The sequence below is a fragment of the Rhodococcus sp. MT28 genome (assembly GCF_058792695.1).
In genome coordinates this window covers 194,200-221,173 of record NZ_JBXAFD010000005.1, presented here as the reverse complement: position 1 = coordinate 221,173, position 26,974 = coordinate 194,200, and the positions used below count along the sequence as shown (strand labels likewise).

Genomic DNA, 26,974 nt, shown 5'->3' with positions numbered 1-26,974 from the left:
AAAGAACAAGAAGAGGTACACACGTGGACAAGACCCTCTCGATGAAAGAGGCCGTCGGCCGATACGTCGAAGACGGGATGACCGTTGCGCTGGAGGGATTTTCGCATCTCATTCCTTTTGCCGCGGCACACGAGATCATCCGGCAGGGCAGAAAGGACCTCACGCTCTGCCGGATGACGCCGGACATCGTTTCCGATCAACTCGTCGCCGCCGGCTGCGTCCGAAAGCTGGTTGCCTCGTTCTTCGCCAGCGGCTCCGCAGGTTCTCTGTACGAGTTACGCAGACGCATCGAGAACCAGGACCCGCTCCCCCTCGAAGTCGAGGAATACAGTCATTACGGCATGGTGTGCCGGTATCAGGCGGGAGCGGCCAGGCTTCCCTTCTTCCCGCTGCGGTCGTACGCCGGTAGTGATCTACCCGCACTCAACCCACAACTGAGACTCGTCGAGGATCCGTACGGCGGCGGGAGCGTCTACGTTGTGCCGCCGTTGAATCCGGATGTGACGATCATCGGCGCACAGCGAGCGGACACGTCCGGGAACGCACAGATCTGGGGCATCGCCGGGGTGCAGCAAGAAGCTGTTTACGCCGCGAAGAAGGCGATCGTCGTTGTGGAAGAGCTTGTCGACGACGAGGTCATCAGGTCAGATCCGAGCCGAACTCTGATTCCCTCGCACGCCGTCGACGCGGTTGTCGTCTGCCCGCGCGGCGCGCACCCGTCGTACGCACAGGGATACTACGACCGCGATTGCGGCTTCTACCGACGCTGGACCGAGATTTCCAAAGACCCTTCGTTGCTGAGAAATTGGCTCGACGAGTGGGTGTACACACTCGGCGATCACGACGAATATCTCGCCAAGCTCGGAGCTGACTACTGGTCGGATCTCGAGGTCGGATCAAAACTCTCCACACCTGTCGACTACGGGAGCAGACTGTGACCACCACGATTGTCAGCGGTAACACCACCTCCACCGAAACGATCGTCGCCGTCGCGGCACGCGAGTTGGCGGGTAAGCGCCGGGTCTTCGCCGGAGTCGGGCTCCCCACGCTCGCAGTCGATCTCGCGCGCCACACGTCGAATCCGGACGTAGAACTGATCTACGAATCCGGAGTGTGCGGCGCGCATCCGTCGGCGATGGCCGAAGGTATCGCCGACTCCGTCGTGGTCTCCGGCGCCGAATCCGTGCTCAGTATGGCCGCACTCTTCGGTTATGTCCTGCAAGGTGGCAACGTCGACGTCGGTTTTCTCGGGGCCGCTCAAATCGATCGAACGGGAAGCCTGAACACAAGTTTCATCGGTGACTGGAAGAACCCGACGGTCAGACTGCCCGGAGCAGGCGGGGCCGTCGAGATCATCGCGAACGCGGCCGAGATCTTCGTCGTGATGCGTCGCCACGACCTCAGTTCCTTTCCGGCCGCGCTCGACTTCTGCACCTCACCCAGCCCCGCCCGCGCCCACGCCAGCGGAAAGGGCATCATGCCGGCAGGTGCAGGAGTGACAAAGGTGTTCACCAACCTCGGTGTCCTGACACACCAGGGCCCCGGCGGCGAGTTGGAGCTGACCAGTGTCCACGAAGGCATCTCGGTCGATCAGGTGCGAGAGGCGACGGGATGGGATCTGGCCGTCGCCGACCACGTCACCGTCACCACCCCACCGTCCGGTACGGAGATCGATCTGCTCCGCAACACTATCGACAAAGTCAGGCTGTACCTGCGGTGACACTGTCCCGGAGCCTGCCGACGGCGTCGACCAGCACCGCTTCGGGATACGTCGCGAAACACAGTCGAGCGCTTCGACCAAGGTCCGCTTCGACCGCGAAGGCCGAACCTGGGACAAATGCCACGCCATGCGCGAGCGCGGCACCCAGGAGTTCGGTGGTGTCGACGTCGTCGAGGAAATCCATCCAACAGAACATCCCGCCGCGGACCTCGGAAAAGCATGCACGCCCACTCAATTCCGTCTCGGCGGCCGTGACCAACGCCTTCGCCCTCGCGCCGTACCCCGCTCGAAGCACGTCGAGATGCGCGTCGAACCATTCGACGTCGGAGAAGAGGTCTGCGGCGATCTGCTGTGTGAGCGAAGACCCGCACAGGTCAGCGCCTTGCTTGATCAGTTCGACCGCCTCGCAGACCTTTCGGTCGCCGTGCAGCCAGCCGACGCGCAGCGCCGGTGCCAACACTTTGGAAGCACTGGACAGCCGAATCACCCTGTCCGACAACGCCGCCAGCGGTGCGGGCGGTTTCTCGCCGAAGTACAGTTCGCCGTACGGGTCGTCCTCGAGAACCCAGAACCCGTATCGGTCCGCCAGTGCCGCCAAGTGCGCTCGCCGCTGCGCCGAAAGCACCGCGCCACGCGGGTTGTGGAAATTGCTCACGGTGTGAACAACTTTGGGCCGAAGACCGGCGTCGAGTTTCGCTTCGAGCGCGTCGGTGTCCATTCCGTCCTCGTCGAGCTGGACGGGAACGAGACGGGCCTGCGCCGTTCGAAAGACCTGCAGCGCACCGGTATATGCCGGTTCCTCCACGACCACGACGTCACCGGCGTCGAGGAGGACCTGCGCGAGCAAGCTCAAACCTTGCTGAGAACCGTGGGTGATCACGACTTCGGACACGTCGAGTGTCCGCCCGATCTTGGATGATTCGCGCTCGGCGATCACCTCACGGAGGCGCCGCAGGCCGGAGGTCTCGCCGTACTGGACGGACGAGGGGTCACCGAGTGCGTCGTGGGCTGCCTTCGAGATTCGCTCCCGCGGAATGAAATCGGGATCGGGCAGTCCGCCGGCCAAGCTGATGACGTCGGGCCGGGCAGTCAGGGTGAGCAGATCGCGAATTGCAGAACTACGGAGTCCGTCCATGCGAGCGGACAGCGCGGCGTGTGTCATATGAAGCTCCCAGGCACGCAGAATGAAGGTCAGAGGAAAAACACCCTGAGCCGTCCTGGGTCAACGGGGCGGGAGAGCGCCGAGATACCGACCCTTGATTCGGTCGGTATCTCGACTATCCCACCAATACTTCAGTATATGAAACAGAGTTCCCACATTGTAAGAAGACTCTGGTCGGTTGTCAGTCCAGGTCGTCGTGACGCATGAGCTGACGAGCAGCCTCGGTGATCGATCCGGTCAGCGACGGGTACACCGAGAACGTCTGCGCCAGGTCGTTGACCGTCAGGTTGTTCTGTACGGCGATCGCGATCGGCAGGATCAATTCCGAAGCAGTGGGTGCGACCACAACACCGCCGATGACCACGCCGGTAGCCGGGCGGCAGAAAATCTTCACGAATCCGCGACGCAAACCGGACATCTTGGCGCGCGGGTTGGTGTTGAGCGGCAACATGACGGTGCGCGCAGGCACCTCTCCGTTGTCGATCGCTGCCTGCGAAACACCCACCGTTGCAATTTCGGGGCGTGTGAAGACGGCCGACGCGACGGTCTTCAACTTGATCGGGCTGACGCCTTCACCCAGTGCGTGGTACATCGCGATACGTCCCTGCATCGCAGCCACCGACGCGAGCGGGAGCAGTCCGGTGCAGTCACCGGCAGCGTAGATACCGGAAACCGTGGTGCGCGAGACCCGGTCGACACGCAGGTATCCACCCTTGTCCAACTCGATGCCGACCCGCTCCAGGCCGAGACCGTTGGTGTTGGGGACGGAACCGACGGTCATCAGAGCGTGGCTTCCTTCGACCGTGCGGCCGTCGGAGAGCTTGACGACGATGCCCTTCTCGGTGCGCTCGACGGCGTCCGCGCGGGCGTGCTTGACGAGGGTGACACCGCGCTCGGCGAGGGCGTCCTCGAGCACGAGCGCCGCATCGGCATCCTCGCCGGGCAGAACACGGTCGCGACTGGACACGAGCGTGACCTTGACGCCCATCTCGGTGTACGCGGAGACGAACTCGGCACCGGTGACACCGGAACCGACCACGACCAGGTGCTCGGGAAGCTCGTCCAAGTCGTAGAGCTGGCGCCACGTCATGATTCGCTCACCGTCGGGCTCGGCTCCCGGGATGATGCGGGGGCTGGCGCCGGTGGCGATCAACACGACGTCTGCGTCGATGGTCTTCTGCTCGCCGCTTCCAAGCGTCGCGCGAACCTGGTGTGCTGCCATGCCGAGGAGCGGATCGGTCAGTTCGGCGGTGCCGGAGAGAACCTCGACGCCTACCGTCTGCAACCGTGCGCGAATGTCCGAGGACTGGGACAACGCGAGACTCTTGACTCGGGAGTGGATCTTCGGCAGTGACACCGAAGCCTGCTCCGGATCCAGAGTGATGCCGAGGTCGGATGCACGACGCATGTCGGTGCGGATTCCGGTGGACGCGATGAACGTCTTCGACGGGACACAGTCGAACAGCACACACGCACCGCCGACGCCGTCCGAATCGACCAGGGTGACCGTGGCCCCGTGCTGCGCGGCTACCAGTGCCGCCTCGTAGCCGGCGGGTCCGCCACCGATGATCACGATCCGGGTCATGTGTCCTCCAAGTCCTCGCGTGGCCGGCAGGGGTCTCCCGTCGACCAGTGTCACGCTATTCGAGCACCACGTGTCGCGCAGTGCTTGTACCAGATTACTTGCGTCCGGTGGTCCGCTTCGCCACACCCTCGGACCACGGTTTAGGCTTGCGCCCGTGTCGATTTATGCCGCCTACGGTTCCAACATGCATCCCGAGCAGATGTTGTTGCGCTGCCCACACTCCCCCATGTCCGGGACAGGGTGGCTGCGAGGCTGGCGCCTGACCTTCAGCGGCGAGGACCTCGGCTGGGAGGGTGCTCTCGCCACCGTGGTCGAAGATCCCGATTCCAGTGTTTTCGTGGTGCTCTACGACGTCCCGGAAGAGGACGAAGTGAGTCTGGACCGCTGGGAAGGTGCCGAACTGGGTCTGCACCGCAAGATCCGCGTGCGGGTCGACACCGCCGGCGACGCGGTACTTGCGTGGCTCTACGTCATGGATGCGTACGAAGGCGGGCTGCCGTCGGCCCGCTACATCGGTGTGATGGCCGACGCTGCCGAGATTGCCGGAGCGCCGGCCGAGTACGTACGAGAGTTGCGGACGAGAAACAGCCGCAATGTCGGTCCGGGTAACGGTGTTACCGATTAGATAGCTGTCCTGCTCAAAGCAGCAGGAAATACGCGAGCACTGCCAGTGCTGCGAGCACCACCACAACCGTCACGCCGATGAGCACACGCTTGGAACCGCGCGACTCCGATTCGCCTGCGACAACTGCAGTTTCCGGCTCGGCGGTCGCCACCCCGGCAGCGGTTTCTGCCGCCACCTTCTCGCGTCCCAGGGTGTCGAACACCTCGGTCACGTCGTGTGAAGGCGGCAATCCGATCGGCACGATAGTGTGCGACGTCGAGGTGAATCCGGCAGCCAGAATTGCGGCTCCCAGCGCAGCCGACTGCTCAGGCCCGGGACCGAGTTCACATCTGACACCGAGCTTTTCGGCAATCCCGGCCGCTATGGACATCATGGCCGCTTTGTCTGTCGCCGGTTCGCCGTCACCGGTGACGACTACGGCGTCCAGGTTCTCCGGCATCCAACCGAACGCACCCAGAGCCGTCGCGAGGCGTGAACTCGGCGAGCTCCCGTCGCCGGCAAAGCCGAATGCACGGCCGGCCGCGACACCAGAACGCACGAGGGTGACCGCTGCCCCGGTGTCGTCCACGTGATAGATGCCGATGAGCGTGCCGGCGAGTGCCGCGATTTCCGACTCGAACCACGCCGACACGGCCTCGGCATCCGAGACGAGTGTGACCCGTTCGAGGCCCGCGTAGACCAGCGAATCCTGCATGAGGGCCGCTGTCGACGAGTCCCAGCGTGACGGGTAGGTCGCGACGATGTCGGGCGCTCCCCCGCTTCGACCACCACGATCGGGCAGCGGCTCGCATTCCTGCAACAGACAGCGAATCGAGGTCGCCACCAAATCCTCGGCGCGGTAACGAGTATCGGCAGTTCCCGCGACGCCACTCGGGTCCCCGACGCGACCGACAAAGCCCGACCAGCTCTCGGCGAACTCACGGCCGGCACCCAGTTGCTCGGTGCCACCGAGCACCGTCGTTCCGTCCTTGCGTTGATTGAGGATCGTGTCCCGAACCAATACCACCGGATCGGCCGAACCCGGATCGTTCGACGCAACGACAGCCGTCGACACCAATGTGCCGATTCGCACTCCCACACCTATGGACATGCCCGTACCTTCACTCGAACGACACGAAAAACGGTACCCCCGACGGGAACCGGAACTATCCCAGAACCAGGCTCGTCAGAACCTTCACACCGACGCCGAGTGCTCGCTCGTCGAGATCGAAAGTGGGTTGGTGGATGTCGAGCTGATCGCCTTCACCCGACCACACGCCGAGCCGCGCCATGGCACCCGGCACGGTTTCGAGGTACCACGAAAAGTCTTCGCCACCACCGGATTGCGGGGTGTCCGCCAAAGCATCTTGTCCGACGGTCGCGATGGCGTCCTCGAACATCCGAGTGGACACCTCGTCGTTGACGACCGGAGGCACTCCGCGACGATAGTTGAGTTGGTAGCGAACTCCGGTGGGTGCGAGCAGTCCGTGGACGATTTCTTCCACGAGCGGTTCGAGCAACTCCCAGGTGTCGTGATCGCCGGTACGTACCGTGCCCGTCATCATGCCGGTCTGCGGAATCGCGTTGGGCGCCTGACCTGCGCTGACCGCGCCCCACACCATGACGGTTCCGGTACGCGGATCGATACGACGGCTGAGCATTCCCGGCAGCCCGGTCACGACGGTGCCGAGCGCGTAGATCAGATCCGTGGTCAAATGCGGCCGCGACGTGTGCCCACCCGGAGAGTCGAGGACGACCTCGATCGTGTCGGCAGCAGAGGTGATCGCGCCCAGGCGCATTCCGACCTGGCCTGCCTCGAGTCGCGGATCGCAGTGCAGAGCAAAGATTCTGGACACACCGTCGAGCGCGCCCGCGGCGATGACGTCGAGTGCTCCGCCAGGCATGACTTCCTCGGCGGGCTGGAATATCAGCCGAACCCCGACGGGAAGTTCGGGCAGCGTGGCCAGAGCCAGTCCGGCGCCGAGCAAGATGGTGGTGTGGGCGTCGTGCCCGCATGCATGGGACACACCGGGGACCGTGGACGAGTACGTCGCCCCGGTCGCTTCCTGCATCGGCAAAGCGTCCATGTCGGCGCGCAGTGCGATTCGTGGACCCTCCGGTCCGATATCGCACGTGAGACCGGTGCCACCGGGAAGGATCTTCGGCGACAATCCAGCGGCAGTGAGGCGGGTGGCGACGAATTCGGTGGTCGCGTATTCGCGGCGAGCCAACTCCGGGTTGGCATGGATGTGTCGACGCCACGCGACGAGGTCGTCGGTGTGCGCGTGAATCCACGTGTCGATTGCCGCGTTCACCGGCGATCTACCCCTTCCAACAGACGGGCGCGTTGTTCTGGATCGGACGCTACCCGGACAGCAGTGCGGGCCAACGCAATTGCACCGTCGACTACCGCTCGATCTGCGGAGGTGGTGATACACGCAGCCGCGAACTCCGGCTGATGTGTCACTGCCCCCGATGAATCCAAGCCTATGACCGGGTGAATTCCCGGAATCACATTGGTCACATTACCCATATCCGTACTACCCAGTGGACGGGAGCGCTCCCATTCCGCTGCCAGTGGCACCCGCCCGAGATCGACGATCTGTTCACGGTACGCCGCCGCCAGCCACGGATCGGGGGTCAGCTCGGTGTAAGTAGGCGATACCGTGCGGATTTCGTGGGTGCACCCGGTGCCGAGTGCACCCGAGGCGAAGCACGCGTCGGCACGCTCGGACAGATTGGCCAACGACGCGGCCGTTTCGGCACGCAGGTAGTAGAGCAATTCGGACCGAGCCGGAACGATGTTGGGAGCCGTGCCGCCGTCACTGACGATTCCGTGAATCTGTTGACCTGGCTGCAGGTGCTGACGCAACAGTCCGACCGCCACCTGAGCGAGCGTCGCTGCGTCGGCGGCGTTACGACCGAACTCCGGCGCAGCAGACGCATGCGCCTCGCGACCGTGATAACTCACGGCGATGTCCGCCAAGGCCAGCGAGGTCGCACCGATGATGTCGATCGGCCCTGGATGAACCATCATGGCAGCGCCGACGCCGTCGAAGGCACCACGCTCGAGCATCAGGACCTTGCCGCCACCGGTTTCCTCCGCGGGAGTACCGATCACTCGGACTGTGATACCCAGTTCGTCGGCCACGGTAGCCAACGCGATGCCGGCCCCGACCGCGGCGGCGGCAATGATGTTGTGCCCACAGGCATGACCGATCTCGGGCAACGCGTCGTACTCGGCGCAGATCGCGATGACCAACTCTCCGCTGCCGTAGGTGGCATCGAAGGCCGTCGGCAGATCGACGATCCCGTGAGTGACCGCGAAACCGTGCTGCGCCAGCAGGTCCGACACTTTGGCAGCGCTGCGGAACTCCTCGAAGGCGAGTTCCGGGTCGCTGTGAATCGAATGCGACAGCGCAATCAGATCGGCCTCTACGGACCTGACTGCGCTGTCGACATTCTGGTTCACGCGATCATTGTCTCACCCGAAGGAGAAGTTGCTCTTGTCAGTCACCTGAGCGAGGTCTGCAAGAGCATCGCGGTGGATGCCTGCCTTGATTCCCGCCAAGTTCTTGCCGTGAGTCGACGTAAGTGCCGACGCCTTGGCCACAGCAGCGGCGAGCACTCCGTCTCCGTCGACCGTTTCCTGCACGATGCCCGCAGCAAGTGCGTCGGCACCGCCGAAGCGACGCCCCGTCGTCATCGCGTCGACTGCCGTCTGCTTGGGCAGACGACTGTTCAACAGTGCTGACATGCCGACAGTGAACGGCATGTTCAGTCCGACCTCGGGGAGGCAGTAGAAGCCGCGGTCCGCGCGCATGATCTGGAAATCGTGCGAGGACGCGAGCATGGCGCCGGCGCCGAACGCGTGCCCCTGCACGGCCGCGACCGTGGCCATCGGGAAGGTCAGCAAACGGCTGTAGATGGTGTGGACCTTGTCCAGGTAGCCGGGCAGACCGTCGAGATTGCCGAAGATCCACGTCGTGTCCAGGCCGTTCGTGTAGAACTTGCCCGTCGCCGTCGTCACCAGGGCTGCGGGACCCTCGTGCGCTTCGACCTCGTCCAACTTGCTGTGAACAGCGTCGATCCACTCGGGGCCGAAGCGGTTCTCGTTGTCCGTTTCGCCCTCGTTGCCGAGGTACAGGATGAATACGTCGCCGTCGCGTTCGAGATAAGGCATGGATGGGAGAGTAACGCCCGCCAACTCACCCGGCGAACCGACCCGACTCCTCAGTAGGGTTGCTCACATGGGAACGATCGCCGAGGCCGCCGCCGCTGCTCTGTCCGCCATGACTGGCTCTTCGTCACCGTCAGTCGCCATCGTGCTCGGGTCGGGGTGGACCGATGCCGCAGACGTGTTCGGCGACGCCGGTGCGGACGTGACAGCCGAAGTCTCGATGGCGGATCTTCCTGGCTTCGCCCCACCGTCCGCCCTCGGCCATGCGGGCACCATTCGTTCGGTGCGCGTCGGAAACACCGAAGTCCTGCTGCTGCTCGGGCGCGCGCACGCATACGAGGGCCACGATCTCGGTACCGTCGTCCACCCGGTCCGGACAGCCATTGCTGCCGGCGCCGACACCGTCATCCTCACCAATGCGGCCGGCGGTATCCGCGAGGACTACGCAGTGGGACAACCAGTGCTGATCAGTGACCACCTGAACCTGACGGCCCGCTCTCCCCTCGTCGGCGCAGAGTTCGTCGACCTGGTCGACGCCTACTCGCCGGAACTGCGTGCGCTGGCTCGCTCGATCGACCCGGACCTTGCCGAGGGTGTTTACGCCGGGCTTCCCGGTCCGCATTACGAGACTCCGGCCGAGATTCGAATGCTTCGTACACTCGGCGCCGATCTGGTCGGCATGTCGACGGTTCACGAGACCATCGCGGCCCGCGCGCTCGGCGCCCGCGTTCTCGGCATCTCCATGGTCACCAATCTGGCCGCCGGAATCACGGGCGCCCCACTGGACCATCAGGAGGTGCTGGCGGCAGGCAAAGCTTCGGCGGCCCGGATGGGAGTGCTGCTGCGCCAACTGGTCGAGCAGCTGTGACACCACTGAACGTCAACGAGTGGATCGACGCCGATCCGGACCCAGTTACCCGCGCAGAATTAGCCGCCCTTTCCGAACATGAACTGGCCGAACGCTTTTCCTCACCGCTGACGTTCGGCACTGCTGGGCTTCGCGGGCCGGTACGCGGCGGACCCAACGGCATGAACCTCGCGGTCGTCATCCGGACCACGGCCGGTCTGGCGGCCTGGCTGACAGCTCGCTGCCAGGGCGGGTCCCGCGTTGTGGTCGGCCGCGACGCCCGGCTCGGTTCAGAGGCATTTGCTCTGGCCGCCGCCGAGGTCATGGCAGCGGCCGGGTTCGAGGTGACCCTGCTCCCCCGCCCACTGCCGACACCGCTGGTGGCGTTCGCGGTGCGCAGGCTCGGGGCAGCGGCAGGTATCCAGATCACCGCCTCCCACAATCCTGCCGCCGACAACGGTTACAAGGTGTATCTCTCGGGCGGAGCGCAACTCGTCTCCCCCGCCGATCGTGAAATCGAGAGCGAGATCGCTCGCATCGGTAGTGCCGCCGACGTCGCGCGAGCATCGGTGATTCCGGCCGACGATTCTCTGGTCGAGGAGTACATCGCCCGCATCGCGACCCTCCCGCACGGCGACGCCCGCTCGATCCGGATTGCGCTCACGGCAATGCACGGCGTCGGCGGTGAGACTGCGACCGCGGCTCTGCGAGCAGCAGGATTCGAGGACCTGCACGTCGTGGCGGAGCAGTTCGATCCCGACCCCACGTTTCCGACCGTCGAGTTCCCCAATCCCGAAGAGCCCGGCGCCGCAGACCGCCTGCTCGCCCTTGCCCGAAGTGTCGACGCGGATCTGGCGATCGCACTCGACCCGGATGCCGACCGCTGCGCCGTCGGAGTTCGCGACGGTGATCAGTGGCGCATGTTGCGCGGCGACGAAACCGGGGTGCTCCTGGCCGACCACGTACTGAGCACGGCGCCCGAAGATTCGTTGGTGGCGACGACGATCGTCTCCTCGACCCTGCTCTCGAAGTTGGCGAAAGCCCGCGGAGCCAGGTTTGCGCAGACACTCACCGGATTCAAGTGGCTCACGCGCGCCGGCGACGGACTCGTCTACGCCTACGAGGAAGCGATCGGGCACTGCGTCGATCCGGATGTGGTGCGGGACAAGGACGGAATCTCAGCTGCCGTTCTGGTGGCTGACTTGGCTGCCACCCTCGCGGGCAGCAACAGAACCCTGTTGGACGTTCTAGGCGACTATGCCGTCGAATTCGGACTGCATTGCGGGGACCAAGTATCCCGCCGCGTCGAGGACTCGAGTGACATCGCGGAAATGATGAAACGGCTACGCGCCGATCCGCCAAGCCAACTCGCGGGCGAGCCGGTCACGACCGAGGACTTGTCCCTGGTTCGCGGTGGTATGCGCACCGACGCAGTGATATTCGACGGGCCGTCGATCCGCGTGGTTGTTCGACCGTCCGGAACCGAGCCCAAGCTCAAGTGCTATCTCGAAGTTGTCGTCCCGGTGGCGAACCGCGCCGACCTCGCGAACGCAGTAGAGCAGGCGAAGGCCCGGCTGGCCGAACTCCGAACCTTCGCCCTTTCGCTCTAGCGGGGTCCGAACTGCCGATCGCCGGCGTCACCGAGACCGGGGACGATGAAAGCGTTCTCGTCGAGTCCGTCGTCGATGCTCGCGATGACCAGACGAACCGGGTGGCCGGACGCTGCCAGCGCGTCGACGCCGGCCGGAGCGGCCACGACGCACACTGCCGTGACATCCGTCGCGCCACGCGCAACCAGCAAGTCGATGGTGTGCACCATCGAACCACCGGTGGCGAGCATCGGATCGAGCACGAACACCGGAATACCGGACAGATCCGCGGGGAGGGATTCGAGGTACGGAACCGGCTGATGAGTCTCTTCGTCACGTGCCATTCCGACAAAGCCGACGCCGGCCGACGGAATCAGCGCACTCGCCTGTTCGACCATGCCCAGACCGGCCCGCAGCACCGGTACCAACAACGGCGGCTTCGCGAGCCGGATGCCCGTCGTCGCTGCTACCGGGGTGTCGACCGGAAATTCCTCGACCTCCGCGTCACGCATGGCCTCGTAGACCAGCATGTGCGTGAGCCTGCGAAGTGCGGAACGAAAAGTTGCGTTCTCACTGCGTGCATCACGCATTGTCGTCAAGAGGGCCGCCGCGAGCGGATGGTCGACTACGTGCGTTTGCATGACCATCAGAATAGTTCCTCGGGAACCGGAGCACCCCGCGCGGCGTCCAAGAAGGAGTAAGCGCAACGGGGGGAAGACAAAGTTGACAAGTCTGGATCTGGACACTGAAAGCATCGCGGAGTTCGCCACGCGGTTGGGCACTGTTGCCGACAACGTCGCGCAAGCTCGACAGGACGCGGCGGGTGGCGATCACTTGGCTCTGTCCACTGTGCTGGGGCTGATCGGCGGCGACTTCGTCGATGTCGCGAGCCGAGCACAGCAAGCGCACATCGACGACATCGATCGACTGTCCGCTGTGATCTCCAGCGTCCAGTCAGCCACCCGCGACGCTCACGCCGTCTATCTCGACTCCGAGGAATCGGTACGAAGGACTCTCGCTGAAGCCGCACGCTCATGATCGACGTCGACGCACTCGCACGACCGATCATCGACCTGGTCGACACTGTCGGGACTGGTGTCCCCAGCGCAAGTGGACCCGACGTCGGCATCCGAATCGCCACGGACGCCCTCGAGATCGCCTACCAACTGGGAAGCGCGGCACTGAGCGAACTGGCGTCCTCTCAGAGTTCGTCGACTGCCCTCACTGCTGCGGTGACCAAAACCGAGCAGACGCAGACGTCGACGCGAAACCTCGCCGATCGTGGGACCGACATCGCCGGCGTCGTGGACGAAGCGACAACGTCCGTGTACGCGGGAATGACCGAACTCGGTGAGATTCTCCAGTCCTTTCTGACACTCGCGATCAAGGCCGGGCCGACGCTGATGACACCGACGGGCCAATTGATGTTGTTGTCGGCCGCGTTGGAGCACCTCGGACGCGCGGTATCGGTTATCGAGCGGGTACGCGGTGAGCTGGCCGGGTCGACCGACAAGATGTCCGCACTCGTCCCGTCCGTCCCGATACCCGATCCCGCACCTGGGGTCTCCGAGTCGGCGGGTGGTTCCGGTTCCGCAAGTGGTTCCGGTTCCGCAAGTGGTTCCGGTTCCGCAAGTGGTTCCGGTTCCGTCGGTGGCGTTGAGGTCGAACTTCCCGACGGCTCGATTGCCACCGCACCGAACGCCGAGGCCGCTGCTGCCGTACGCAACGCGCTCACTCAACAGGGTGTCCCGTACGCCTGGGGAGGCACGACACCCGGAGTCGGTCTGGACTGCAGTGGTCTGACGCAATGGGCGTACGGCCAGGCCGGAGTCGATATTCCGAGGTTGGCTCAGGAACAGGGAATCGGGAACCAGGTCGATCAGAACAATCTGATGCCGGGCGACCTCGCGGTCTGGGACGGACACGTCGCCATGGTGATCGGCAACGGTCAGATGGTCGAAGCCGGCGATCCTGTCGAGATCAGCGCCATCCGAACCACGAACAGCGGCATGGGCTTTCACGGCTTCTACCGTCCGACGGAATGACAGGGAATCATGCCCGAGAACAAGCGCGAATCACCGCCGATCATCACAGCCGTAGCCGTCAACCGCAACGGAACCATCGCGGTCCGCGCCACGGAGCACGCCGTGCCCGTGGACCTGAGGATCAGCCAGGACGAACTGCGGTACGGCGGGCAGCGGTTAGCGCAGCAGATACTCACGCTGTGCTCAAATGCAGCAATCGAAGCCGGCGCCCGCCATCGTGTGGAGCTCGAGGAGACCGGAGTCCCGGCAGCGATCCTCGATCGGCTCGGTCTACCGACCCGAGACGAACTGGCCGATGTCGACGCCGCCGAGGGCCAGAACCTTCCGTCGAGCTGGATGCGTTCGATATGAGCGAGATTGATCGAATCATGGAGCTGGCGAAACACCGGACCGGACTCTTGCAGGAAGCCGTCGACGGGGTCGGCGCTCTGCGGGCAGTCGTCTCGAGCGAGGGCGGGATAGTCACGGCGACTGTCGACGGGCTGGGCGCTCTGGTCGACCTACGGATCACCGACGCAGTCACCGCGATGAATTCTCAGACGGTGGCCGCATTGACGGTGGCCACGATTCACCAGGCAGTTCAACAGTCCAACGACGAACGCGAGCGACTGGTCAGTGAGCTCCGAGTAGCCCTGAAACAAACGTGACGAACCCCCGCTATGCCTTTCGCGCTGCGGTGGATAGGCTTCCGCCCATGGCTGGAGACATCGTCCCTATCGAAATCGGACTCACCGACGGAGACCTCGTCACTTTGTGGGCACCTCGCTGGCGCGAGGGCGACGACGAGTGGGAAGCGTTTCTCGGCCATGAGGAAGACCTCTACGGGTTCTCCTCCGTCGCGGAACTCGCGGCCTTCATCCGAACGGACTCCGACAACGACCTGGTCGAGCATCCGGCGTGGGCCGTCGTCTCCGGACTGTCGGCAGCCGAGTTGGAACCGGAAGAGAACTTCACGTTCGACTTCGTCGGCGTGCCGGAACTGGCCGCAGGTGACCCTGAGGCACTGGTGGTCTCGGAACTCGAAGACACCCTGAACATGGCTCGCAACATCGGTGAGGTGTGCGAACTCGACGCGGTCATCCGCTTCTTCAGCGGCCATCCGGTACTCGGCGCGCTTGCCACCGGCGCCGGCACCTTCGAAGGCCGCGAAGGCCTGGAGCTGTGGGACCAGGTCGGCGCTGCGATCGTCAAGGACTGGGACGCCGTTCTCGACGCCATCGACAAGGTGGTCACCTCCCCGAAGGTCGATGCAGCTGCTGTGGCGGTCGCCGAAGCTGAACTGCTCGCTGCCGCCGAGAACACCGTCGACGCCGACGATGTCGCAGAGGAGGGCGAGGACGAGGAATTCGACGAAGACGACCTCGAAGAGGACGAAGACGAAGTCGAGACCTTCTGGGGCGAGGTCGGTGTCGACCCGATCCGCATCATCACCTCGGCCGAGACGTTCTACACTCTGCGCTGCTACATGGGAGATCAGGCGATCTTCCTCGGCAAGGACGGACTGATCACCGTCTTCCGTAGCGAGCGCGCACTCGCTCGCTACCTCGCCGACAACCACGAACACGATCTCTCGCAGGTCAGTACGTACGGCGAAATTCAGAATGCGGCCGTCGACGGTTCACTCGAAATCGAGGTCACGGACGAGAACGTCTACGTTCTGCCCGGTATCGCCGACGACCTCGCCCAGGGCCCGGACGTCGTAGATGCCGAGCAGCTGGAACTCGCCGTCGAATTGTTCACCGATGCAGCAGATTTCGCCGACGACGACTCCACCGAGGAGGCTCTGTCCGCGTCGAACGAGCTGGGTTGGTACGTCTCGTACCTCCTCAACCCCGATCCGTCGCGGATGGCTCCGAGTGCGCCGTTCACCAAGGAATCCGAGGCCTGGCGCGAACTCGAGCGCGAGTTCGAGGCCCGGCTTCGATCTGAGTAGTCGGGCGCACGTCATCTAGCCGATGAGCACGGCGTAGCCCGGCTTGATGACGTCGTCGATCAACGCGAGGCGCTCGTCGAACGGGATGAAGGCCGACTTCATCGCGTTGATGGTGAAGCGTTCGAGATCGGTCCATCCGTAACCGAAGGTCTCGACCAACGCGGCCATTTCCCGGCTCATGGTGGTGTCGCTCATCAGCCTGTTGTCGGTGTTGACGGTCACTCGGAAGCGCAAGTCCGCCAAGAGTCCGAACGGATGGTCCGCCAGGGCGGCTACGGCTCCGGTCTGCACGTTCGAACTCGGGCACAGTTCCAGGGGAATGCGCATGTCACGGACGTAGTTCGCGAGCCGACCCAACTCTGCCCCACCTGGCACGCCTACGTCGATGTCGTCAACGATCCGCACGCCGTGGCCCAACCGATCCGCTCCGCAGAAGGCGATGGCTTCGTGGATCGACGGCAACCCGAAAGCCTCACCCGCGTGAATCGTGAAGTGGGCGTTCGCGTCACGCATGTACTCGAACGCGTCGAGGTGCCGGCTCGGTGGGTTTCCGGCCTCGGCGCCGGCGATGTCGAAACCGACAACCCCGCGGTCCCGGAATCGCACAGCGAGTTCGGCGATCTCCCGCGACCGCGCGGCATGCCTCATCGCCGTGAGAAGACAGCCGATGCGGATCTCCCGTCCCGCGACCCTGGCAGCGGATTCGCCGGCCCGGAAACCTTCGAGAACGTGCTCGACGACCTCGTCCAAACTCAGGCCTTGTTCCAGGTGCTGCTCGGGCGCAAAACGGATCTCGGCATAGACGACGTTGTCGTCGGCCAGATCCTCGGCACACTCACGTGCCACCCGTGCGAGCCCTTCGGGGGTCTGCATCACGGCGACTGTGTGCGCGAACGTTTCGAGGTAGAGCTCGAGCGATCCACTGTCAGCGGCAGTTCGGAACCATTGCGCCAGTTCGGATGCCGTATTCGCCGGCAGCTCGTCGTAGCCACATTGCTCGGCCAGTTCGAGAACGGTCTCGGGTCGGAGTCCTCCGTCGAGATGATCGTGGAGAAGAACTTTGGGTGCGCTGCGGATCGTGGTCAACTCCGGTGCGTTCATTCGCCAACGCTAACGCGAATCACCCACAATTCGCTCGATGAGCAACGGTCGCGAAACGGTGTCGGAATCGGTCCCGATCGACCATCCACCGCCGAGGCTTCGTCGCGCTGCATCAAATCTCTCGGGAGTGTCGGTGTGCAATGTCATCAGCTTCTGCCCGGCACGGACCACGTCGCCAGGCTTTGCATGCATCTCGATGCCGGCACCGGCCTGAACGGCTTCGCCCTGCCGTTCGCGTCCGGCTCCCAGTTTCCAGGCCGCGATGCCCACCGCCATGGCGTCGAGTCGGGTCAGTACGCCGTCTCGGTCCGCGGTGACGACGTCGCTGTGCCGGGCCACCGGCAGCGTCGCGTGTGGGTCCCCACCTTGTGCGGCGATCATCGCGCGCCACCGGTCCATTGCCGTCCCGTCGGCCAGTTTGTCGGCGGGGTCGATACCGTCGATCCCAGCCGCGGACAGCATCTCCCGAGCCAGGACCAGGGTCAGCTCGACGACGTCCGACGGCCCGCCGCCTGCCAGCACCTCGACGGATTCACGTACCTCGAGGGCGTTGCCCGCCGTCAATCCGAGCGGGGTGTCCATCCCGGTGATGAGAGCGCTTGTACGCACGCCGGCGTCGTTGCCAAGCTCGACCATCGTGCGTGCCAACTCTCGCGCGTCGCCGAGGTCCTTCATGAACGCTCCGGAACCGACCTTGACGTCGAGCACCAGGGCGCCGGTTCCCTCGGCAATCTTCTTGCTCATGATCGAACTTGCGATCAGCGGAATGGATTCCACCGTTCCGGTCACGTCGCGCAGCGCGTAGAGCTTCTTGTCCGCGGGGGCCAGATTCGCTCCGGCAGCGCAGATCACCGCGCCGATTTTCGGATCCGAGAGAATGTCGACCATCTCCGTCGCCGTGAGCTCGGCTCGCCAACCTGGAATGGCCTCGAGCTTGTCGAGAGTTCCACCGGTGTGGCCGAGTCCGCGGCCCGACAACTGCGGGACTGCAAGACCACAGGCAGCGACGAGGGGTGCAAGCGGAAGGGTGATCTTGTCCCCCACTCCACCGGTCGAATGCTTGTCGACGGTGGGCAGCGGCAAGTCCGAAAAGTCCATCCTCCCGCCGGATTCGATCATGGCCTCGGTCCATCGGCCGGTCTCTGCTCGCGACATTCCGCGGAAGTAGATCGCCATCGCGAGCGCCGACATCTGCTCGTCGCCGACGATCCCCTGTGTGAACGCCTGAACTATCCAGTCGATCTCGGTTCCCGACAGCTCGCGGCCGTCACGCTTGGCGCCGATGATGGAAACTGCGTCAAACATGGCGGAGCCCCTCTGCTTGTTCCGGCCCGAAAGCATCAGGCAACAGCTCGCTCAGCGGCTTGAACCCACTGCTCGTGTCGACAAGCATCTCACCCCCGCCGTGCTCGAGGAGAAGCTGTCTGCACCGGCCGCACGGCATCAGAATCGAGCCCTTCGCGTCACAGCACGTGAAGGCAATGAGCCGGCCACCCCCGGTGGCGGCCAAGTTACCGACGAGTCCACATTCGGCGCACAGGCTCAAACCGTATGAGACATTTTCCACATTGCATCCTGAGACGATCCGACCATCGTCTACCAGGGCCGCTGCACCCACCGCGTACCCCGAGTACGGCGCATAGGCGTGCCGCATGACCACTTGCGCGTTGTGCCGCAACAACTTCCAGTCGATGTCACCCATGGTTCGTTATCCAATCACGCCGACTGAATGGATGCAGAAACCACGCCGAAACCGTCTCGGGGAGATTGGAAAGGCAAACCTTACAAAGAGTTTGGTACGCGTACGAATCCCGCATCTGATTAGTTCCCGGTTTCACATAGGTTTAGAGTCTGAGTCAAGTCGGTTCAGGATCCCGTCGAGCCCGGGCTGAGGTACATCGAAGCTCTCTGCAGGCTCGACGCGTCCACCAATGACGTTGGAGGCACAGCACTCGATGAGTACTACGACTGAAGCCGCTCCTCAGAAGGAGCGCACGAGGTCGCTTTACCGGGGCGACCCCGGAATGTGGTCCTGGGTTCTACACCGGATCACAGGCGTCGCTACTTTCTTCTTCCTATTCGTACACGTTCTCGATACGGCACTCGTTCGGGTCAATCCCGATACGTACGACGCCGTCATCGACACGTACAAGAACCCCCTCGTCGGCCTCATGGAGATCGGCCTCGTCGGCGTAGTCCTCTACCACGCCCTCAACGGCGTGCGCGTGATGTTGGTGGACTTCTGGTCGAAGGGCCCGAAGTACCAGCGCGTCATGCTCTGGACCATTCTGACGATCTGGTTCCTGGTGATGATCCCAGGCGCCGGACGCATCCTCATCAACATGTTTGCGGAGCACTGACATGGCGACTACTCACGGACCCGAAGCCAAGAGCCTGGGCACCTCATACGACCGTCCCGCAAGCCTGGACAACCCGCGGTCCCCGCGCGCGAAGGCTCGGAACAACTTCGAGTTGTACGCATGGCTCTTCATGCGCTTCTCCGGCGTCGCCCTGATCGTTCTGGTCCTGGGCCACATGTTCATCATGCTGATGCTCGACGGTGGCGTTCACCGTCTGAACTTCGCGTTCGTCGCAGGTCGCTGGTCCAGCCCGTTCTGGCAGTTCTGGGATCTGACGATGTTGTGGCTCGCACAGCTGCACGGCGGTAACGGTCTGCGCACGGTCATCGCGGACTACTCCCGCAAGGACTCCACGCGCTTCTGGCTGACCACGATCCTCGTTCTCTCGATGATCCTGATCATGGGCCTGGGCACGTACGTCATCTTCACCTTCGACCCCAATATCTCGGCGAGCTAGGGGAGCACAGACTTCATGCAGGAACATCGTTATGACGTGGTCATCGTCGGCGCCGGTGGCGCAGGCATGCGTGCGGCAATCGAAGCTGGCCCCCGTGCCCGCACGGCCGTACTGACCAAGCTCTACCCCACCCGCAGCCACACCGGCGCGGCCCAGGGCGGCATGTGTGCCGCACTGGCGAACGTGGAGGAAGACAACTGGGAGTGGCACACCTTCGACACCGTCAAGGGCGGCGACTACCTCGCCGACCAGGACGCCGTCGAGATCATGGCCAAGGAGGCCATCGATGCGGTGCTCGACCTCGAGAAGATGGGTCTGCCGTTCAACCGCACGCCCGAAGGCAAGATCGACCAGCGTCGATTCGGTGGCCACACACGCGACCACGGCAAGGCACCCGTCCGCCGTGCGTGTTACGCCGCCGACCGCACCGGTCACATGATCCTGCAGACGCTCTACCAGAACTGCGTCAAGCACGACGTCGAGTTCTTCAACGAGTTCTACGCGCTCGACATCGCCATCACCGAGACCGAGGACGGCCCGGTTGCCACCGGTGTCATCTGCTACGAGCTCTCGACCGGCGAGCTGCACATCTTCCACGCCAAGTCGATCGTCTTCGCGACCGGCGGCTCGGGACGCATGTACAAGACGACGTCCAACGCGCACACCCTCACCGGTGACGGCATGGGCATCATCTTCCGCAAGGGCCTGCCCCTCGAGGACATGGAGTTCCACCAGTTCCACCCGACAGGACTCGCCGGTCTCGGCATCCTGATCTCGGAAGCCGTCCGCGGTGAAGGTGGCATTCTCCGTAATGCCGACGGTGAACGCTTCATGGAGCGTTACGCACCCACCATCAAGGACCTCGCTCCTCGTGACATCGTGGCGCGTTCGATGGTCCTCGAGGTTCTCGAAGGCCGCGGCGCCGGCCCGAACAAGGACTACGTCTACATCGACGTGACGCACATCCCCGAGGAAGTTCTCGACGAGAAGCTCCCCGACATCATGGAGTTCTCGCGCACCTACCTCGGCGTGGACCCCGTCAAGGAGCCCGTGCCCGTCTACCCGACGTGCCACTACGTCATGGGCGGTATCCCCACCAAGATCAACGGTGAGGTGCTGCGCAACAACGACGAGATCGTGAAGGGTCTGTACGCGGCCGGCGAATGCGCCTGTGTCTCCGTACACGGTGCAAACCGTCTCGGTACCAACTCGCTCCTCGACATCAACGTGTTCGGCCGTCGCGCCGGCATCGCTGCCGCCGAGTACGCGAACTCCACCGAGTTCGTCGACATGCCGGAAACCCCGGCCGCGATGGTCGAAGACTGGGTCGGCGTCATCCTGTCCGATCACGGCCACGAGCGCGTTGCGGACATCCGCACCGAGCTGCAGCAGTCGATGGACAACAACGCCTCCGTCTTCCGCACCGAAGAGCGCCTCACCCAGGCTCTCAAGGATGTGCGTGCTCTCAAGGAGCGCTACAACCACATCACGGTCCAGGACAAGGGCAAGCGCTACAACAGCGACCTGCTCGAGGCCATCGAGCTGGGCTTCCTCCTCGAAATGGCAGAGGTCACCGTCGTCGGCGCCCTCAACCGCAAGGAATCGCGCGGCGGCCACGCTCGCGAGGACTTCCCGGATCGCAACGACGCCGAGTACATGAAGCACACGATGGCGTACAAGGAGGGTGACGGCCTGCTCTCCGACATCCGTCTGGACTACAAGCCGGTGATCCAGACCCGCTACGAGCCGATGGAGCGTAAGTACTGATGTCTGCGCCTGCTGTAGATGCACCCAAACTCCCCGCTGTTCCCGAGGGGGCCGTCATGGTCACTCTCAAGATCGCGCGGATGAATCCCGAATCGGGCGAGGGCCAGCACTGGGACAGTTTCCAGGTCCCGGCACTGCCCACCGACCGTCTGCTCAACCTGCTGCTGTACGTAAAGGGTTACCTCGACGGCACCCTCACGTTCCGTCGCAGCTGCGCACACGGTGTCTGTGGATCGGACGCCATGCGGATCAACGGTGTGAACCGTCTGGCCTGCAAGCTGCTGATGAAGGACATGCTGCCCAAGGACGGCAAGCCGGTCACCATCACGGTCGAGCCCATCAAGGGCCTGCCCGTCGAGAAGGACCTGGTTGTCGACATGGAGCCCTTCTTCGACGCATTCCGCGCCGTGAAGCCGTTCCTCATCACCAGTGGCAACGAGCCCACTCGTGAGCGCATCCAGAGCCAGCACGACCGTGCTCGTTTCGACGACACCACCAAGTGCATCCTCTGCGCATGCTGCACCACGTCGTGCCCCGTGTACTGGAGCGACGGCAGCTACTTCGGTCCCGCTGCCATCGTGAACGCACACCGGTTCATCTTCGACAGCCGTGACGAGGCCGCTTCCGAGCGTCTCGACATCCTGAACGACAAGGACGGCGTGTGGCGTTGCCGCACCACGTTCAACTGCACCGACGCGTGCCCCCGCGGCATCCAGGTGACAAAGGCTATTCAGGAAGTCAAGCGAGCACTGCTCTTCGCTCGATAGTCAGGCCTTCGGCCCTGTGCGCGGTTAGGGAGTCTCCGGACTCCTTGACCGCGCACAGCTATGTCGGGGGCATGTTGAGCGGTGTCACGACTTGAACCGGTGACGTCGTAAAGCCGAAGTGAGCGCCCATGGCGCCGTGTTCCTTCATGACCACCTGACAGGCAGTGCGAACATCCGCACGCAGATCGTGGTGGAGCACCGCTGATATTCGCCTCTCCCCCAGCAACTTTCGATTGTCACCGTCGAGATCGTGGGCGATGAAGACACTGCACTCCCGGTTCAGTTCGTCGAACGCGTCGACCGTGGCCAGGTTGCCACCACCGATCGAATACACGGCACGGATCTGCGGATCGGATTCGAGTGCCGCTCGCACCAGTTTCCTACTCGTCTGATCCAGACCGTCACTGTTCGGAATGTCGATCAACCGTCGATGCGGAGCCGAGACTCGCATGGCGGAGCGAAATCCCATCTCCCGTTCTTCCTCCCCGCGGAAGAATCCGCTGCTCATGCTGACCAGCACGTTGCCTTCCCTATCCCCCAGCCACTGATCTATCAAGTACGCGGCGGTGGCCCCGGCGGCTCGGTTGTCGATGCCGATGTAGGCGGCTCGCCTGCTGCCGGCAACGTCGGTCACCAACGTGACGACCGGAATCCTTGCCGCCACCAACCGGTCGATCGCCGACACGACTTCCGGAGTGTCGGGAGCCTTGACGATGACTCCGTGGGAGCCGCGCCGGCGAATCTTGTCGAGCGTCGACGTCATCGCTTCTACCGAACCGGTTTCACGAAAGTGAAACCTGGAACGAACAACAGCGGGTGCAAGGGTGGGCAGTTCGGCTTCGAGCGCGTCACGGACGGCGTCGGAAAACCTTGCAGGAGTTTGCAACACGACGTCGACGATGAACGTGCGACCGACCAGTTTCAGTTGCGAGCGTTGACGTTCCAGGTCCGTGATCGCCTGGCGAACCTCCGATCGTGTGCCGTCGCGAACTCCAGGACGGTCGTTGAGCACCCGGTCGACGGTGGCCTCACTCAAGCCAGACTGCTGAGCGATCTCCCGCACTTTGAATCGATGCGCCACAACTACCTCACGATGATGGAAATTTGATGGTTTTTTGCTGTTGCTCGAGGTCTTCGTCACAGCCAGACTAAACCCATGACTTCTCCGCCTGGCGTAACCAGGCCCGCACTCCTGGCCGACACCGTCTTACTGGTCAGTGGCGGCTCGCAAGGCGTCGGCGCCGGAGTCGTACGCGCCGCAGTCCGTGAGGGCGCTCAGGTGGCTTTCACCGGCCGACGCCCGGACGTCGGAAAGGCTCTCGAGACAGAACTTCCGGGAACTCACTTCATCGAAGCCGATGTGGCACAAACGGATTCCGCGCTCGACAGCGTGGCCGAGACGATCTCTCACTTCGGCCGCGTGGATGCTCTGGTCAATTCCGCCGGGCTCACTTCACGTGGAACGCTGCTCGACACCACCGAAGAACTCTTCGACCAGCACATCGCGGTGAACCTTCGCGGTCCGTTCTTCACGATGCAGGCAGCAGTCAAAGACATGCGCGAGCGTGCGGTCCCCGGGTCCATCGTCAACATCATCTCCACGTCCGAACTCGGCGGGCAGCCGTATCTCGCGCCGTACGTGGCAGCGAAGGCCGGGCTGGCGGGGCTGACCCGCAACGCGGCCCATGCGCATCGCTGGGATCGTATCCGGATCAACGGTCTCGACATCGGGTGGACACAGACCGAGGGTGAAGACCTCACGCAGAGAGCTTTTCACGACGCTGGTGACGACTGGCAGGAACGCGCGGGCAGCACCCTCCCCATGGGCAAGCTCGGACAGGTCGACGAAATCGCCGACTTCGTCGTCTTCCTGCTCTCCGATCGCAGCGGAGTCGTGACGGGTTCGATCATCGACTGGGACCAGAACGTCTTCGGAGGGCTGGACTGATGGGCGCTCGCATCGGAGTCGTCGGCCTCGGACGTATCGGCAGCTACCACGCCCGAAATCTACTGACGCTAAACGGCGTCGACGCACTGGTTGTCACCGATGTCGACGCACGTCGAACCTCGGACGTGGCAAGCGAACTCGACGTGGAGTCCGCTGCCGATCCCGACGCGCTTCTAGCGTCGGGCATCGACGGCGTTCTGATCGCCGCGTCGTCGAGTTCACATGCCGATTTGATCGAAGCTGCTGTCCGCCGAGACATCCCGACGTTCCGCGAAAAGCCGGTAGCAGACTCCATCGAATCCTCCGTTCGTGTACTCGCGACTGCCGAGCAGACGTCGGTGCCAGTCCAGATCGGATTTCAGCGCCGATTCGACCCGTCATTTGTGGCGGCGTACGACGCGGTTCGATCTGGAGAACTCGGTTGGATCCACACTCTCCGATCGACCACCCTCGACCCCGCTCCCCCGCCGATCTCGTACATCGAACACTCCGGCGGCATCTTCCGCGACTGCTCGATCCACGACTTCGACATCGTCCGGTGGATCAGCGGCCGCGAAGTCACCACTGTTTTTGCCACCGGCTCGAATCAGGGTGATCGCGGGATCGCCGATGCCGGTGACGTCGACACCGCCGCAACGGTTCTCACTTTCGAAGGCGGAACCATCGCGGTCGTGTCGAATACCCGCTACAACGGCCGCGGCTACGACTGCCGACTCGAGGTACTCGGCTCGGCGGACTCCGTCGTTGCCGGGCTGGACGACCGCTTGCCACTCCGCTCTCTCGACCCCGAAACATCGTTCCCCTCGAAGGAGCCGTACACGTTCTTCATGGACCGCTTCACGTCCGCCTACCGTGCGGAACTCGAAGCATTCCTCGGCGTTGTCGCCGGGCGTCGGGAATCACCGTGCACGCCCGCAGATGCGGTCGAGTCGGCCTGGATCTCCGAAGCTGCAACGCACTCTCTGCGCGAGGGTCGGCCCGTCACGATCACCGAAGTCAAAGATCTGTTCCTTCACGACAAGAATGAGGCACACACATGAGCACTCCTCGCATCGCCGGCGCACCGATCTCCTGGGGCGTGTGCGAAGTCCCGGGCTGGGGCTACCAGCTCGACCCTGCGCAAGTCCTCCGGGAAATGCGCGAAGTCGGTCTGGCGGCAACGGAAATCGGACCGGAGGGCTTTCTGCCGACTGCACCCGCCGAAATGGCCAAGGTGCTCGCGGATCACGATCTGAGCGCAGTCGGCGGGTTCGCACCGGTACTGCTGCATGATCGCGATCATGATCCGGTTCCCGGCATCTCCCCCATCCTCGATGGTTTCGTCGCCTCGGGTGCCGAAGTTTTGGTCCTGGCCGCCGCGACGGGTTCCGACGGCTACGATTCACGCCCGGAACTGGACGAGCAGAGTTGGAAAACCCTGCTGCACAATCTCGATCGCCTCACCGACGCCGCGGCCGAGCGCGGAATCAGGGCAGTTGTCCACCCTCACGTCGGAACGATGATCGAGCAGCGCGACGAGGTCCTGCGAGTGCTCGACGGCTCGGCCATCCCCCTGTGCCTGGACACCGGCCACCTGTTGATCGGCGGCACCGATCCGGTCGACCTGGCGCGTCAAGCTCCCGAGCGCATCACCCACGTGCATCTCAAGGACGTCGACGATGCCCTCGCATCACGCGTTCGCAGAGGTGAGCTCACCTACACCGACGGCGTGAAGGCGGGAATGTACCGTCCACTCGGTGGCGGCGACGTCGACATCGCCGGTGTCACAGCCATATTGCAGCGCCACGGTTTCGACGGGTGGTACGTGCTCGAGCAGGACACCATTCTGGCCGAAGCGCCGTCGGACGAGGGACCGGTGCGCGATGTGCGAGCGAGCGTCGAGTATCTGCGGTCGGTTCTGTGACACCTCCTACCCCGCTGCGGATAGGCATTCTGGGAGCCTCACGCATCGCCGAGAACGCGATGATCAAACCTGCAACGGCCACCGGGCACCGCCTGGTGGCCGTTGCCGCACGCGACCCCGAGCGGGCCAGAGCCTATGCGGCCCAGCATGGGATCGAACGGGTGGTCGGTTCGTACGCCGAGCTGATCTCGGATCCGGAGGTGGATGTCGTCTACAACGCGCTGCCCAACAGCCTGCACGGACCGTGGAATCTCGCCGCCGTTCAGGCCGGCAAGCACGTGCTGACGGAGAAACCGTTTTCGAGCAACGCGGTGGAAGCGCGTGCTGTAGCCGAGGCAGCACGCGTGAGCGGCGTGACGCTGCTCGAGGGGTTCCACTACCTCTTTCATCCGGTGAACCGGCGCCTGCTGGATCTGGTTCGAAGCGGCGCCGTCGGCGCGGTCACTCGGGTGGAAACCGTACTGCGGATGCCCACACCATCCGAGAACGACCCGCGGTGGGAGCTCGCCTTGGCAGGCGGGTCACTGATGGACCTGGGCTGCTACGGGTTACATGCTTCCCGGACGCTGAGTGACGTCTGTGGTGGTGCGCCAGTGGTGACCGGGACCCGCCACGAGGAATATGCTCCGAGGGTTGATTCGTGGTTCGACATCGAACTCGAATACCCCAGCGGCGCCACGGCATCCGTGGTGACCACGATGTTGGACGAGCGGTATCACTTCACCTTCCGAGTATTCGGCACTGAAGGAGACGTCCTGGTACACAACTTCCTGCAGCCGGACATCGACGACCGTGTCTCCGTCACGGCCGGTGGGCGCACGAGCGTCGAGCATCTGGGCACGAAGTCGTCGTACACCTATCAACTCGAAGCGTTCGCCGATCATCTGTCCGGGGTCTCGGCGCTGCCGATCGGGCCGGGCGACGCGGTAGCCAACATGACGATGATCGACGAGGCGTACATGCATTCCGGCCTCGGGGTTCGGCCGACGACCATCCTGTGACGAAA

At 63.8% G+C, this 26,974-nt stretch carries 29 protein-coding genes; 18 read left to right on the top strand and 11 right to left on the bottom strand.

What is annotated here, in order from left to right:
- The first annotated feature begins 23 nt into the window (after window positions 1–23).
- On the top strand, window positions 24–938 hold the full coding sequence (locus AC1Q6C_RS20825; RefSeq protein ID WP_003940930.1) for a CoA transferase subunit A: 915 nt from the start codon (window positions 24–26) through the stop codon (window positions 936–938).
- Window positions 935–1,720, top strand: a complete 786-nt coding sequence (locus AC1Q6C_RS20820; RefSeq protein WP_003940707.1) for a CoA-transferase subunit beta — start codon at window positions 935–937, stop codon at window positions 1,718–1,720. The genes AC1Q6C_RS20825 and AC1Q6C_RS20820 overlap by 4 nt, the downstream gene beginning before the upstream one ends.
- Here AC1Q6C_RS20820 and AC1Q6C_RS20815 read toward each other — a convergent pair.
- Together AC1Q6C_RS20815 and AC1Q6C_RS20810 are read right to left on the bottom strand one after the other, a co-directional pair.
- A complete protein-coding gene (locus tag AC1Q6C_RS20815) occupies window positions 1,701–2,882 on the bottom strand; it encodes an aminotransferase-like domain-containing protein (RefSeq protein ID WP_492666759.1) in 1,182 nt (393 codons plus the stop codon). The genes AC1Q6C_RS20820 and AC1Q6C_RS20815 overlap by 20 nt on opposite strands.
- A 181-nt stretch (window positions 2,883–3,063) precedes the next feature.
- Complete coding sequence (locus tag AC1Q6C_RS20810) at window positions 3,064–4,467, bottom strand: NAD(P)H-quinone dehydrogenase (protein WP_003940987.1); 1,404 nt, start codon at window positions 4,465–4,467, stop codon at window positions 3,064–3,066.
- 154 nt (window positions 4,468–4,621) lie between these two features.
- Here AC1Q6C_RS20810 and AC1Q6C_RS20805 point away from each other — a divergent pair, with 154 nt between their 5' ends.
- Complete coding sequence (locus AC1Q6C_RS20805; protein WP_003940753.1) at window positions 4,622–5,092, top strand: gamma-glutamylcyclotransferase family protein; 471 nt, start codon at window positions 4,622–4,624, stop codon at window positions 5,090–5,092.
- Between the two features lie 13 nt (window positions 5,093–5,105).
- Here AC1Q6C_RS20805 and AC1Q6C_RS20800 read toward each other — a convergent pair whose 3' ends face one another.
- The 4 genes from AC1Q6C_RS20800 to AC1Q6C_RS20785 are packed head-to-tail and all read right to left on the bottom strand — an operon-like array spanning window position 5,106 to window position 9,254.
- The gene (locus AC1Q6C_RS20800; RefSeq protein ID WP_030535059.1) at window positions 5,106–6,182 is read right to left on the bottom strand and encodes a hypothetical protein; all 1,077 of its coding nucleotides are present in this window, start codon (window positions 6,180–6,182) and stop codon (window positions 5,106–5,108) included.
- 55 nt (window positions 6,183–6,237) lie between these two features.
- The gene (locus AC1Q6C_RS20795) at window positions 6,238–7,386 is read right to left on the bottom strand and encodes a M20 family metallopeptidase (RefSeq protein WP_003940741.1); all 1,149 of its coding nucleotides are present in this window, start codon (window positions 7,384–7,386) and stop codon (window positions 6,238–6,240) included.
- Complete coding sequence (locus AC1Q6C_RS20790) at window positions 7,383–8,543, bottom strand: M20 family metallopeptidase (protein ID WP_003940688.1); 1,161 nt, start codon at window positions 8,541–8,543, stop codon at window positions 7,383–7,385. The genes AC1Q6C_RS20795 and AC1Q6C_RS20790 overlap by 4 nt, the downstream gene beginning before the upstream one ends.
- A 12-nt stretch (window positions 8,544–8,555) precedes the next feature.
- Window positions 8,556–9,254, bottom strand: a complete 699-nt coding sequence (locus AC1Q6C_RS20785; protein ID WP_003940710.1) for an enoyl-CoA hydratase-related protein — start codon at window positions 9,252–9,254, stop codon at window positions 8,556–8,558.
- Window positions 9,255–9,321: 67 nt separating this feature from the next.
- Here AC1Q6C_RS20785 and AC1Q6C_RS20780 point away from each other — a divergent pair, with 67 nt between their 5' ends.
- Window positions 9,322–10,119: a purine-nucleoside phosphorylase gene (locus tag AC1Q6C_RS20780; protein ID WP_007727315.1), complete on the top strand. Its 798-nt coding sequence runs from the start codon at window positions 9,322–9,324 to the stop codon at window positions 10,117–10,119.
- Entirely contained in the window at window positions 10,116–11,708 is a 1,593-nt protein-coding gene (locus AC1Q6C_RS20775) for a phospho-sugar mutase (RefSeq protein ID WP_063316658.1), read from the top strand. Before AC1Q6C_RS20780 ends, AC1Q6C_RS20775 begins: the two co-directional genes overlap by 4 nt.
- Here the strand turns inward: AC1Q6C_RS20775 and upp are convergent.
- Window positions 11,705–12,328 (bottom strand): uracil phosphoribosyltransferase, encoded by a 624-nt coding sequence (gene upp, locus AC1Q6C_RS20770; protein ID WP_007727319.1) that lies wholly within the window; start codon window positions 12,326–12,328, stop codon window positions 11,705–11,707. The two genes, AC1Q6C_RS20775 and upp, sit on opposite strands and share 4 nt — an antisense overlap.
- An 82-nt stretch (window positions 12,329–12,410) precedes the next feature.
- Between upp and AC1Q6C_RS20765 the strand changes: the two genes are divergently transcribed.
- The 5 genes from AC1Q6C_RS20765 to AC1Q6C_RS20745 are packed head-to-tail and all read left to right on the top strand — an operon-like array spanning window position 12,411 to window position 15,665.
- Complete coding sequence (locus AC1Q6C_RS20765) at window positions 12,411–12,725, top strand: type VII secretion target (RefSeq protein ID WP_192712556.1); 315 nt, start codon at window positions 12,411–12,413, stop codon at window positions 12,723–12,725.
- Window positions 12,722–13,732, top strand: a complete 1,011-nt coding sequence (locus tag AC1Q6C_RS20760; RefSeq protein WP_050654875.1) for a C40 family peptidase — start codon at window positions 12,722–12,724, stop codon at window positions 13,730–13,732. The genes AC1Q6C_RS20765 and AC1Q6C_RS20760 overlap by 4 nt, the downstream gene beginning before the upstream one ends.
- 9 nt (window positions 13,733–13,741) lie before the next feature.
- A complete protein-coding gene (locus AC1Q6C_RS20755) occupies window positions 13,742–14,083 on the top strand; it encodes a hypothetical protein (RefSeq protein WP_492666758.1) in 342 nt (113 codons plus the stop codon).
- A complete protein-coding gene (locus tag AC1Q6C_RS20750) occupies window positions 14,080–14,379 on the top strand; it encodes a YbaB/EbfC family nucleoid-associated protein (RefSeq protein ID WP_447001313.1) in 300 nt (99 codons plus the stop codon). Before AC1Q6C_RS20755 ends, AC1Q6C_RS20750 begins: the two co-directional genes overlap by 4 nt.
- 47 nt (window positions 14,380–14,426) lie before the next feature.
- A complete protein-coding gene (locus AC1Q6C_RS20745) occupies window positions 14,427–15,665 on the top strand; it encodes a SatS C-terminal domain-containing protein (protein ID WP_003940713.1) in 1,239 nt (412 codons plus the stop codon).
- Window positions 15,666–15,680: 15 nt separating this feature from the next.
- Here the strand turns inward: AC1Q6C_RS20745 and AC1Q6C_RS20740 are convergent, their stop codons facing one another.
- The 3 genes from AC1Q6C_RS20740 to AC1Q6C_RS20730 are packed head-to-tail and all read right to left on the bottom strand — an operon-like array spanning window position 15,681 to window position 18,468.
- Window positions 15,681–16,766 (bottom strand): adenosine deaminase, encoded by a 1,086-nt coding sequence (locus AC1Q6C_RS20740; protein WP_007727325.1) that lies wholly within the window; start codon window positions 16,764–16,766, stop codon window positions 15,681–15,683.
- 9 nt (window positions 16,767–16,775) lie between these two features.
- Window positions 16,776–18,071: a thymidine phosphorylase gene (locus AC1Q6C_RS20735; RefSeq protein ID WP_003940738.1), complete on the bottom strand. Its 1,296-nt coding sequence runs from the start codon at window positions 18,069–18,071 to the stop codon at window positions 16,776–16,778.
- Entirely contained in the window at window positions 18,064–18,468 is a 405-nt protein-coding gene (locus AC1Q6C_RS20730) for a cytidine deaminase (RefSeq protein WP_007727326.1), read from the bottom strand. Before AC1Q6C_RS20730 ends, AC1Q6C_RS20735 begins: the two co-directional genes overlap by 8 nt.
- Before the next feature lie 253 nt (window positions 18,469–18,721).
- On the opposite strand from AC1Q6C_RS20730, the gene sdhC reads away from it, so the two are divergent.
- From sdhC to AC1Q6C_RS20710, 4 genes are read left to right on the top strand one after another with little or no spacing between them, the layout of a single operon-like run.
- A complete protein-coding gene (gene sdhC / locus AC1Q6C_RS20725) occupies window positions 18,722–19,126 on the top strand; it encodes a succinate dehydrogenase, cytochrome b556 subunit (protein ID WP_020969155.1) in 405 nt (134 codons plus the stop codon).
- A gap of 1 nt (window position 19,127) precedes the next feature.
- Window positions 19,128–19,583, top strand: coding sequence for a succinate dehydrogenase hydrophobic membrane anchor subunit (locus AC1Q6C_RS20720; protein WP_003940699.1), 456 nt, complete (start codon window positions 19,128–19,130; stop codon window positions 19,581–19,583).
- A gap of 15 nt (window positions 19,584–19,598) precedes the next feature.
- Window positions 19,599–21,350, top strand: a complete 1,752-nt coding sequence (gene sdhA / locus AC1Q6C_RS20715) for a succinate dehydrogenase flavoprotein subunit (RefSeq protein WP_003941011.1) — start codon at window positions 19,599–19,601, stop codon at window positions 21,348–21,350.
- The gene (locus AC1Q6C_RS20710) at window positions 21,350–22,117 is read left to right on the top strand and encodes a succinate dehydrogenase iron-sulfur subunit (protein ID WP_003940925.1); all 768 of its coding nucleotides are present in this window, start codon (window positions 21,350–21,352) and stop codon (window positions 22,115–22,117) included. Before sdhA ends, AC1Q6C_RS20710 begins: the two co-directional genes overlap by 1 nt.
- A gap of 58 nt (window positions 22,118–22,175) precedes the next feature.
- Here AC1Q6C_RS20710 and AC1Q6C_RS20705 read toward each other — a convergent pair whose 3' ends face one another.
- Window positions 22,176–23,198, bottom strand: coding sequence for a LacI family DNA-binding transcriptional regulator (locus AC1Q6C_RS20705; protein WP_064688920.1), 1,023 nt, complete (start codon window positions 23,196–23,198; stop codon window positions 22,176–22,178).
- Window positions 23,199–23,273: 75 nt separating this feature from the next.
- Between AC1Q6C_RS20705 and AC1Q6C_RS20700 the strand changes: the two genes are divergently transcribed.
- From AC1Q6C_RS20700 to AC1Q6C_RS20685, 4 genes are read left to right on the top strand one after another with little or no spacing between them, the layout of a single operon-like run.
- Window positions 23,274–24,065 carry an SDR family oxidoreductase gene (locus AC1Q6C_RS20700; RefSeq protein WP_492666757.1) on the top strand — a complete coding sequence of 264 codons (792 nt, stop codon included), beginning with the start codon at window positions 23,274–23,276 and terminating at the stop codon, window positions 24,063–24,065.
- On the top strand, window positions 24,065–25,105 hold the full coding sequence (locus AC1Q6C_RS20695) for a Gfo/Idh/MocA family protein (protein ID WP_492666756.1): 1,041 nt from the start codon (window positions 24,065–24,067) through the stop codon (window positions 25,103–25,105). The genes AC1Q6C_RS20700 and AC1Q6C_RS20695 overlap by 1 nt, the downstream gene beginning before the upstream one ends.
- Window positions 25,102–25,968 carry a TIM barrel protein gene (locus AC1Q6C_RS20690; RefSeq protein WP_007727332.1) on the top strand — a complete coding sequence of 289 codons (867 nt, stop codon included), beginning with the start codon at window positions 25,102–25,104 and terminating at the stop codon, window positions 25,966–25,968. Before AC1Q6C_RS20695 ends, AC1Q6C_RS20690 begins: the two co-directional genes overlap by 4 nt.
- Entirely contained in the window at window positions 25,965–26,969 is a 1,005-nt protein-coding gene (locus AC1Q6C_RS20685) for a Gfo/Idh/MocA family protein (protein WP_214514468.1), read from the top strand. The genes AC1Q6C_RS20690 and AC1Q6C_RS20685 overlap by 4 nt, the downstream gene beginning before the upstream one ends.
- Window positions 26,970–26,974: the final 5 nt, after the last annotated feature.